This is a genomic window from Pseudonocardia sp. ICBG1142 (genome assembly GCF_020496255.1).
Lineage (GTDB): Bacteria > Actinomycetota > Actinomycetes > Mycobacteriales > Pseudonocardiaceae > Pseudonocardia.
This window is the reverse complement of record NZ_JAHLJC010000029.1, coordinates 1-9,061: the sequence shown is the minus strand read 5'-3', so window position 1 is coordinate 9,061 and position 9,061 is coordinate 1. Positions and strand designations below refer to the sequence as shown.

At 71.6% G+C, this 9,061-nt stretch carries 12 protein-coding genes, 1 tRNA gene and 2 pseudogenes; 4 read left to right on the top strand and 11 right to left on the bottom strand.

Annotated features, from left to right (window positions below):
- A pseudogene (locus KPL59_RS13955) lies at positions 1–526 on the bottom strand (hypothetical protein); the annotation flags it as partial.
- On the opposite strand from KPL59_RS13955, the gene KPL59_RS13950 reads away from it, so the two are divergent.
- Complete coding sequence (locus tag KPL59_RS13950) at positions 498–932, top strand: CopD family protein (RefSeq protein ID WP_226361048.1); 435 nt, start codon at positions 498–500, stop codon at positions 930–932. The pseudogene KPL59_RS13955 and the gene KPL59_RS13950 sit on opposite strands and share 29 nt — an antisense overlap.
- 4 nt (positions 933–936) lie before the next feature.
- On the opposite strand, the gene KPL59_RS13945 is transcribed toward KPL59_RS13950, so the two are convergent.
- The 8 genes and pseudogenes from KPL59_RS13945 to KPL59_RS35665 form a co-directional block, all read right to left on the bottom strand.
- Entirely contained in the window at positions 937–1,878 is a 942-nt protein-coding gene (locus KPL59_RS13945; RefSeq protein ID WP_226353531.1) for an ABC transporter substrate-binding protein, read from the bottom strand.
- 66 nt (positions 1,879–1,944) lie between these two features.
- Positions 1,945–2,277 (bottom strand): N-acetyltransferase, encoded by a 333-nt coding sequence (locus KPL59_RS13940; protein WP_226361047.1) that lies wholly within the window; start codon positions 2,275–2,277, stop codon positions 1,945–1,947.
- Positions 2,278–2,558: 281 nt separating this feature from the next.
- Positions 2,559–3,092 carry a cupin domain-containing protein gene (locus KPL59_RS13935; RefSeq protein WP_226361049.1) on the bottom strand — a complete coding sequence of 178 codons (534 nt, stop codon included), beginning with the start codon at positions 3,090–3,092 and terminating at the stop codon, positions 2,559–2,561.
- Between the two features lie 32 nt (positions 3,093–3,124).
- Positions 3,125–3,496: a DoxX family protein gene (locus tag KPL59_RS13930; protein ID WP_226358596.1), complete on the bottom strand. Its 372-nt coding sequence runs from the start codon at positions 3,494–3,496 to the stop codon at positions 3,125–3,127.
- Between the two features lie 130 nt (positions 3,497–3,626).
- Positions 3,627–4,013: pseudogene (locus KPL59_RS37700) on the bottom strand (SDR family NAD(P)-dependent oxidoreductase); the annotation flags it as partial.
- A gap of 44 nt (positions 4,014–4,057) precedes the next feature.
- Positions 4,058–4,816 (bottom strand): NAD(P)-dependent oxidoreductase, encoded by a 759-nt coding sequence (locus KPL59_RS13920; RefSeq protein WP_226361046.1) that lies wholly within the window; start codon positions 4,814–4,816, stop codon positions 4,058–4,060.
- Positions 4,817–4,866: 50 nt separating this feature from the next.
- On the bottom strand, positions 4,867–5,328 hold the full coding sequence (locus KPL59_RS35670; protein ID WP_255677068.1) for a DsbA family protein: 462 nt from the start codon (positions 5,326–5,328) through the stop codon (positions 4,867–4,869).
- Positions 5,325–5,582 (bottom strand): DsbA family protein, encoded by a 258-nt coding sequence (locus KPL59_RS35665; protein WP_255677066.1) that lies wholly within the window; start codon positions 5,580–5,582, stop codon positions 5,325–5,327. Before KPL59_RS35665 ends, KPL59_RS35670 begins: the two co-directional genes overlap by 4 nt.
- A gap of 105 nt (positions 5,583–5,687) precedes the next feature.
- Here KPL59_RS35665 and KPL59_RS13910 point away from each other — a divergent pair, with 105 nt between their 5' ends.
- Positions 5,688–6,275, top strand: a complete 588-nt coding sequence (locus tag KPL59_RS13910; protein ID WP_226361045.1) for a helix-turn-helix domain-containing protein — start codon at positions 5,688–5,690, stop codon at positions 6,273–6,275.
- Positions 6,276–6,331: 56 nt separating this feature from the next.
- Here KPL59_RS13910 and KPL59_RS13905 read toward each other — a convergent pair whose 3' ends face one another.
- Positions 6,332–7,003: a TetR/AcrR family transcriptional regulator C-terminal domain-containing protein gene (locus KPL59_RS13905; protein ID WP_226358591.1), complete on the bottom strand. Its 672-nt coding sequence runs from the start codon at positions 7,001–7,003 to the stop codon at positions 6,332–6,334.
- Between the two features lie 92 nt (positions 7,004–7,095).
- Here KPL59_RS13905 and KPL59_RS35660 point away from each other — a divergent pair, with 92 nt between their 5' ends.
- Complete coding sequence (locus KPL59_RS35660; RefSeq protein WP_255677064.1) at positions 7,096–7,953, top strand: MFS transporter; 858 nt, start codon at positions 7,096–7,098, stop codon at positions 7,951–7,953.
- Between the two features lie 2 nt (positions 7,954–7,955).
- Complete coding sequence (locus KPL59_RS35655; RefSeq protein ID WP_374111628.1) at positions 7,956–8,573, top strand: MFS transporter; 618 nt, start codon at positions 7,956–7,958, stop codon at positions 8,571–8,573.
- A gap of 403 nt (positions 8,574–8,976) precedes the next feature.
- Here the strand turns inward: KPL59_RS35655 and KPL59_RS13895 are convergent.
- Positions 8,977–9,055: transfer RNA gene (locus KPL59_RS13895), tRNA-OTHER, on the bottom strand.
- Positions 9,056–9,061 lie beyond the last annotated feature (6 nt).

The window sequence follows — 9,061 nt, the reverse complement described above, 5'->3', positions numbered from 1 at the left end:
GGTGCGCGAGCCCGCTCCGACCGTCGCCGGGTGGGGTGCCGTGCTGCTCGGGGCCGCGGTCGTCGTCGCCGTGGTCACCGGCGGGATCGGGCCGGACGGGGTCGCCGTGGACCTCGCGCAGACCCTCGCGCGCGCCGCGGCCGACCTCCTCGCGGTCGTCGCGGCGGGGGCGGCGCTGGCCGTGCTGCTCGCCCCCGGCCGGACGCCGGGCGCGGACCGGGTGCTGACCGCCGCCGCCCCGCTGTGGTCGGCCGTGCTGGTGGCGGAGACGTTCGTCCGCGGCGCGCTGGTGTCCGGTCGGAGGCTCACCGAGGTCCGCGGACCGGACGTGCTGGAGTTCCTGACCGGACCCCGCGCCGGGGCCGGTCAGCTCGTCGCGGTGGCCGCGGCGCTGGCGTTGGCCGGGGTCGCCGGGTCGCGGCCCCGCGCGGCCGGGCACCGGGCCGGGGCCCGCCGCGCTCGCGCTGGTGCTGGTCGTCGTCGCGGCGGCGGCCCCGGTGGCGACCGGGCACACCGCGGCGTCCACGGTCGCCTGGTTCGCGGTGCCCGCGGTCGTCGTGCACGTCGCGGCGGCGCTGCTGTGGCTCGGCGGGCTGGGCGCAGTGCTGGTCACCGCCCGCGACGCGGACGTGCTCGCGGTCGCGCTGCCGCGGTTCTCCCGGCTCGCGCTCGGCGCCGTGGTGGCGTTGGGGGTGTCCGGGGCGCTCGCCGCCACCGCACGGCTCTCCTCACCCGTCGAGCTGGTCACGACCGCCTACGGCGCGGTCGTCGCCACCAAGATCGTGCTGCTCGCGGTCGCCGCTGCGCTCGGTGGCGTCGCCCGGTCCCGGCTGCGGGCCGGGCGGCTCCCGGTGCTGGCGTGGGCCGCGGTGGAGGTGCTGGTGCTGGCCGGGGCGACCGGGGTGGCCGCCACGCTCACCCACACCGCCTGAGCGGTCAGCGGTTCGTCGCGGCGGCGAGCTGCGGCTCCAGCTGGTCGATCGCGTACAGCAACGCGTCCGGGCCGCCGTAGGACAACGCGCCACCCAGCGGGTCGGAGAACGTCGTGTACAGCGTCCGGCCCTCACGGACGACGTCGAGTCGGGCGAACGGCACCGACGCCGTCATCTGCTGCTCGGTCGCGCCGTTGACGAACAGCACGTCGCGGTCGAGCAGGTCCAGCCGCTCCTCGCTGACGTCCCCGGAGTGCTCCTGCGTCGCGAAGCCGAGCGCGTCGAACAGCGCGCGCCGCGGGTCGCCGGCCGGGATCAGGTAGTGCCCGCCGTTCTCCGGCCCGAAGTCCTCGACGAGCACCTTCCCGGCGAACGACGGGTGGGCCGCGCGGACCGCGGCGATCCGGTCACGGACTCCGGCCGCGCGCCGCTCGGCGAGGTCCTCCCGGCCGATGGCCTTGCCCGTGGTGAGCAGCTGCACGTCCCACGGGGTCTTCTCCGGTGGGTACGCGGAGGACTGCACGACGGTCGGCGCGATCGCGGACAGCTTCCGGTACATGTCCTCGTCGATGTCCTCGTAGATCGCGATGATGACGTCCGGCCGGCTCGCGGCGACGGCCTCCAGGTCGATGCCGTCCTCACCGGACCGCGGGACCTCGGCCCCCTTCGTCACGGCCCGCACCCACGGGAAACTCCAGTAGGCGTCGAACCACGAGCGGGTCATGACGGGGACGACCCCGAGCCCCAGCACGAAGTCCTGGTCGTTCCAGCCGACCGTGGCGACGCGCTCGACCTGCGCCGGGACCGTCGTGGTGCCGTAGCGGTGCTCGATCGTCGCCCCGGTGGGTGCCGCGGCGGGTGCGGCGGGTCCACCGCACCCCGCCAGGACGACGGCGACCAGCACCGTCGCGATCAGTCCGCCCAGTCGTGCCCGTGCCCGCACCATTGCGCCACCTCCACGGCGGCGTCCCTCGCCGGCGCCGTCGTACCCCATCAGGTGAGGTTAGGCTCATCAATAGTCCGGTCGGGTGATGTCCCGGCGCATGCGCAGCGACCACAGCCCGTCGGCCACGTCGGAGGTGTGCATCGGGACGCGGTCGTGCTCGACGAAGCCACGGGCCCGGTAGAACGGGATGCCCAGGTCGTTGCCCTCGGCGACGCTCACCCACATCTCGGTCGCACCGTGGCCACGCAGCTGCCCGGTGACGTGGTCGAGCGGCCGGGTGCCGATCCCCTCGCCCCGACGGTCCGGGTCGAGGTAGAGGACGTAGAGCTCACCGACCCCCTCGCCCGTGACCGCTCCGCCTGCCGCGCCGACCACGGAGCCGGCCTCCTCGGCGACCACGTAGCCCAGCCAGTGCGGCGGGGCGGGACCGTCTCGGCGCGGACCCGCGCCTCGTCGTAGAAGCGGGCGACGACGTCGTCGACGAACGACTCCGGCAGCAGGTCCCGGTAGGTGGCCCGGTACGCCCGGGTGCAGACGTCGGCGATGCCGGGAGCGTCGGCCGGGACGGCGGCACGGACGGTGGGTGCGGGCGGGGCGGCCATGCGGCGACCGTAGCCCGCGACGCCGTACGGCCGGACCCCGTCGGGCCCGGCCGTGTGGCGGTGGGTCGTCGTCCGCGGCTACGAGGCCTGCGGTCGGTCGGGGTCGGGATCGGCGCTTCCGGTCGACCCGATCAGGGTCCAGTCGTGCTTGCGCGCGAACTCCCGGAACTCCTCGGAATCGATTTCCATCGCGTCTCCCTTGGCCTGGAGCTCGACCATGTCTTCGATGAAGTGCTCGAAACCTCCGGGAACCGAGATCTGCAGAACACGCGGCACGGTCTCCCCCAGCGGCTTGATCGCATGGGGAACCCCCGCCGGCAGGAACATGAAGCTGCCCGGGCCGACCTCGTGCTGCTCGTCGTCGAAGGTCACCCGGAGCGTGCCGTCCAACAGGAAGAAGAGTTCGTCGACGGTCTCATGGATGTGGAGTGGGAGTTCGTGACCCACCGACACCTCGAGGACCGAGTACTGGCCGTCGGTGTGAGCGGCGCCCGCCTTGAGCAGGTAGAGCGGTGCGATGTCGACGCGGGTCTCCAGGGCCTCGCCCGGTCCGAGCTTGATGAACCGAGCCTTCTTCGAGGATCGATCGGCGTCGACCTGTCCGGCATTCATCCAGGGAACTCTCTTTCTCGTGACGGGCGGCTTCAGAGGCCGTACGGGCCGAAGCGGCCCCAGGCCACCAGGACGGCGAGGACCAGCAGGACGGCGTTGAAGCCGATCGCGGAGAACTCCTTCTTCCGGGCGTGGTACGTCGCGGCGAGCAGCATCGTCGCTCCGAGGCCGACGGCGGCCAGTGGCGTCAGCACGGTGGCGATACCGGTGGCCGCGGGCAGGATCAGCCCGAGGGCGCCGGCGAGTTCCACGATGCCGATGAAGCGGACGGTGCCGGCCGAGAAGTCGGCCACCCAGGGCAGCTTCTCGACGAGCTTGTCCTTGGACTGCGCGACCTTCATGACACCGGCCATGGCGAACATGCCGGCCAGTACGACCTGCACGATCCACAGGAAGACGTTCATCAGCGGTGGACTCCTTCGGGGAGAGGGGAAGAGCCGGGACGGGGCGGAGCGGGCTGCGCCCCGAGAGGCTGCCGCCGGTGGCGTCGAGGGCGGCTCCGGTGATCCAGCGCGCCCGGTCGGTGGCGAGGAAGAAGGGGGCCTTGGCGTTGACCGCGAAGATCTCGTCGATCTGCTCGGCGGGCACCTGTTCCGGGGCGCTGCCGGCGGGCGTCGTCGCGGCGGCGTTGTTCACCAGGATGTCCAGGACGGCCTCCCCGGTGTGGTCGCGCTGTCCTGCCTCCAGCTGGTGGAGGAGCTGGTCGACGGCGCCGGGCGTGCCCAGCTCCGCGCCGACGGCGAAGGCCCGGCCGCCCTCCTTCTCGATGAGGTCGACGGTCTGCTCGGCGGCCTGCTCGTCGCGTCCGTAGTGCACGGCGGCCAGGGCCCCCTCGCGGGCGAGGCCGAGCGCGATGGCCCGGCCGATGCTGCGGCTGGATCCGGTGACGAGGGCGGTCTTGCCGCTGAGTGTGCTGGTCATGCTGGTGTCCTCGCGCTCCTCGGGAGGTGGGGTGCCGGTTGCTGTCAGGTCACTCCGGTCCGGCGTCGCGATCGACGGACGGCGCATCCGAGCTCGGAGCGCTGTTGCGCATGAGGCGGATGCGGATCACGGAGTGGGTCAGCGGCGTGCGTTCCAGACCAGGGGCGCCTGGCGGATCCAGGCGTCGTCCTCGACGGTCTGGACGAGGAACCGGGCGAGGTCGCGCGGTTGATCGTCGTGCCGGGCTTCTCGGTGCCGGCCTCGGCCGCTCGCACGGGACCGGAGGCGGGCTTGTCGGTCAGGGCGACGGCGCGAGCCAGGGTCCAGTCGACGTCGGACGAGGCGCGCACGACCTGGTCGACGCCGGTGTGGTCGTCGAAGCCCACCTTGACGTTCGACAGCGTGATGAACGCCTTGACCAGCGGGTTGAGCCGAGCCCAGTCGTCGCCCGCGCCCTGGGTGGAGGTCAACACGATGCGGCGGATGCCCTGCTCGCCCATGACGGTGAGGGTGTCGCGGGCGGCGTCGGCCATGAACGTCGGCGGGCTGACCGGCTTGGCCCACGGGTTGTCGGACGCGCGGGCGTTGTTCAGCACGCTGATCACCGCCTCGGTGCCTTTCGCGGCCCGGCGGATGTCGTCGATGTTCGCGGGGGTGCCCTGGACCAGCTCGACGCCGGCCGGCGCCCGCACCGCGTCGGGGTTGCGGACCAGCGCGCGGACGAGGTGGCCGCGCCGGGCCGCATGCTCCAGCACGTGGGCGCCGGTGCGGCCGCTGCCGCCGAGGACCAGCAGGGTGCTCATGGTGATCGCAGTGCCTTTCGAGGAGTGCAGGGGTGAGTTCAGGGGGTGGATCAGGCGCGCTCGGGGACGGCGCAGCCGTTCGGTCCGCAGACCGGGGCATCGCCGCCGGCGGTGGCGAGGGTCAGGGGGTGGCTGTCGTCCCAGGCCGTGCGCAGCAGCTCGAGGAGGCTGTCGCTGTCCTGGGCGCCGGGCACGCCGTAGCGGCCGTCGACGACGATGAACGGCGCACCGGCCGCCCCCAGGCGCTGGGCGCGGGCCGCGTCGTCGCGGACCTGCCGGCGGTAGCGGCGGTCGGTCAGGGCCTGGCGGGTCTGCTCGCGGTCCAGGCCGAGCTCGTCGGACAGACCCAGCAGGTCCTCCGGGGAGAAGACCGGCTCGGCCCTGCCGAAGTAGGTCCCGAAGATCAGGTCCCAGGCCTCGCGGTTGCGGCCCTGGGCGCTGGCGTGGGCGAGGAACTCGTGCGCCAGATCGGTGTTGCCGACCTCGTTGTCCAGCACCCGGTAGGGGGTCAGGCCCTCGCTCTCGGCGAGCTTCTCGATCCGCCGGGTCGAGGCCTCGGCCCGGTCGCCGCCGATACCGTGCTGGCGGAGCAGGGCCTCACGGACGGAGAAGGTGCGCCCCTCCGGAAGCTGCCGCTGAGCGGGAACGAGTGGTGGACCAGGTCCACCTCGTCCGAGTGCTCGAACCGCTCGACGGCCCTGGCCACCCGGTGGTTCCCCAGCCCGCACCACGGGCAGGTCACCTCGGACCAGATCTCCACCTTCATCACGCGCCTCCATTACTTACGACTTGTGCGTAACGCCATGATGGACCAGCATGGGAGGCGATACAAAAGGCACATCGGTGTGCGTGCCGGAGAGGAATGTGCGTCATGGAGACGACCGCGGAACGAGAGACGGCAGCAGGAGCGGCGGCGATCGGGCCGTGTGCGGCCATTCCTGCCGAACACATGGACTTCATCCGCCAGACCCTCGACCGCGTCGGCGACAAGTGGAGCCTGCTGATCATCGCGGTCCTGCAGTCAGGACCACTGCGCTACACCGACCTGCAACGACAGGTCCCCGGCATCTCCCAGCGCATGCTCACCCTCACCCTGCGCCAGCTCCACCAGGACGGCCTGATCACCCGCACCGCCTACGCCGAGGTCCCCCGCGCGTCGAGTACGCGCCCTCGCCCCGCTGGGGCACGGCCTCCACGAGATCGTCACCTCCCTGATCGGTTGGGCTGCCGACCACCACGACGAGATCCGTGCCAACCGCGAACGCGCCGCGGCGGCGGCCGGACGATGAAGAAGCCTGCGTTCGCCGGCGTCGCGACGATCCGCGAAGCCAGCAGCCCGGTGAAGCTGTCGGCGTTACCGGCGGCCTCGCCATGGAGGCCATCGGTGCGCTGGGCACGGCCATCGTCAGTACGGTGCCGGCGCTTCTCGCCGTCGCGCTGCGGTGGGCTGCCTCGCTGATCCGATGCGGGCCGTGGGCGGCACGGCCGGCCATGCAGATGAACGCCAGACGCCGGTCAGCTCGCCGGCGGCACACCCTGACCGTGGTGTTCGAGGCGGGCTTGGAGCCCGTCGAGCAGGGTGCGGAGTCCGAACTCGAAGCTGGCGTCGTTGACGTCGGCCGGGTCAGCGCCGGCGAGGGCGATGTAGCGCTCCAGGAGCAGTGGGTGGTCGGCGAGGTCGGCCTTGACCTGCTCGACCAGCTCGGCCGCATCCGCTGACTCGCTGCCGGGCGGCGGGGTCCGCCCCCAGGCGTCACCGACGACGTAGGAGAACACGGTCGCACCGGCCCAGTCGAGGTCGAATCCGGCGAAGCCGGCCTGGTGGCAGACCTGGAGCAGGTGGTCCTGGAACCGCACGATGCCTGGTCCGTGGATGCGGGGATTGGCACTGAATGCTGCGGTCAGCCAGGGGTGGCCGGTGAACAGTCCGCGCAGTTCGCGGGCGGTGGCGGCAAGCCGACCCCGCCACGACTCGTCGCCGCTGGTCAGTTCGAGCTCGGCGAAGACCGTGTCGACGGCGAGACCGACGAGGTTGTCCATGTTGCCGACGTGCCAATACATCGCGTTCGCCGAGGCGTTCAGGACCGTGCCGAGTCGCCGAGTACTCAGCGCGTCGAGACCTTCGGCGTCCAGAAGGGCGACGGCGGCGGCAATGACGCGCTGCCGGTCGAGTCGTTCGGTGGCCACGAGCCCTACCCTACGAACCTTCTTGTGCACTGCGCAAGTCTCTTGTACGGTGCGCAAGTCAAACTTGCGCAGTGCACAAGGAAGGAACCGCGATGACGGCTTCGCCCGACCACGACAGCCCATCGACCGCTCCCGCCGCAGTGAGCAGGCGTTCGTGGCTGACACTGCTGGCGGTCGCGCTAGGGATCATGGTGATCCAGCTCGACGGCACGATCGTCTCCGTCGCCAACCCCGCGATCGCCGCGGATCTGGAAGCCAGCCCGACTCAGATCCAGTGGGTCACCACCGGCTACCTGCTGGTCTTCGCCGGTCTGCTGATCCCCGCGGGCACGGTGGCCGACCGGCTCGGGCACAAGCGGGTCTTCCTCATCGGCGTCGGCGGCTTCACCCTTGCCTCACTGTTGTGCGGGGTGTCGGTGAGCGTGGAGATGCTGATCGCCGGGCGCGTCCTACAAGCGGTCTTCGCCGCCGCGATCGGCCCGGCCGGACTCGCGCTGATCCGCACCGCGTTCCCCGCCGGCGCGCTGTCTCGTGCACTCGGCGTCTTCGGCGCGGTCACCGCTGCCGCCCTTGCGTCGGGTCCGCTCCTGGGTGGGGCGCTGATGGCGCTGGGTAGCTGGCACCTGGTGTTCTTGGTCAACCTGCCCTTCGGGCTGTTGGCCGTGCTGGTGGGCGCTCGGGTGCTGCAGCACTCACCGCCGCAGTCCCGCGAGCGGCTCGACCTCGCCGGAGCCGTCACCCTGGTGGCCTCGATGGTCGCTGTCATCTGGGGCATTACCGCCATCCAGGAGAACGGCTGGACGGCGGGCACCATCGGCTTCCTGGTCGCCGGGCTCGTCCTGCTGGCGGGCTTCATCCTCATCGAGGCCCGGGTGCGCGCCGCCCGATGGTGCCCCTGGCGCTGTTCCGCGACCGGACCTTCGCCATCGGGTGCGTGCTCAGTGTGGTGACCATGTTCGTGTTCTTCGCGATCATGTTCTACCTGACGTTCTTCTTCCAGGGCCTCCAAGGTAGGACGGCCATCGCGACCGGCCTGGCGATGCTGCCGCTGACCGCGATCTTCACCATCGCCTCGCCCCTGGCCGGATGGACCACCGAACGCCTCGGCAGCCGCGGCACGGTCCTCATCGGAGCCGGCGCCATCACCGCATCACTGCTCATCCTGCTCGGCCTCGACACCGACTCCTCGGTGCTGTCGCTGGCACCCGCACTGCTGCTGGCCGGCGCCGGCGCCGGGTTCCTGCTGGTCCCGGCCATCAACCTCGTCGTCGGCAGCGCCCCCGAGGCGCAGTCCGGTGTCGCCTCCGGGATCCAACAAGCCACCCAACAGCTCGGCGGCACCCTGGGCATCGCCGTGTTCGGGAGCATCATCTCCAGCATCGTCGCCCAGACCTTCGCCCCCAAGCCGTCCGGGCGACCAGCGCACCCGCCGAACTCGTCGGTGACCTCGGTGCCGACGCCGGCCTGCACGAGAGCGTCGCGCTCGGGTTTCCCGCCGGAACCCAGGAACAGCTCCGCGAGCAACTCGGCGGTCCCCTCGCCGGCGAGGTCATCCACGCGGCGCACCTGACGTTCCTGAACGCCCTCGACACGGTCTTCACCGTCGCCATCGTCACGGTGCTCGCCGCCGCCGCGCTGTCGCTGTTCATCAAGACCCCGCGCGCGAGTCAGTCCGCCGGAGCTGAGGCGACGACGTCCCGGACTCGATGACACCCCCTCATGGCCCGCTCGCCGAAACGGTCCACTCCGAGCCGGCGCGATCGCCGAACAAGAGAGCCAGGGGTACGAAATCGAACGTGACGCGCTGCGCGATGAACGCGCCAGGCTGGTGCAGGCTCGCTACGCGGGAACCGTGCCCCTCGACCGCTCGCATCCGAACAGGAGGTCCAGACCCTCGTCATCCGCCGGACAGGACAGGCGGCGGGAAGGTGGAACTCACAGCGGTGATGTCGCCGGTGTGAACAACGACCTTGTGGTGGAGCTGAGGGGAATCGAACCCCTGACCTTTCTCGATGCGCTAACGAGACGCCGCTACCACTGCGCTACAGCCCCAGGTGT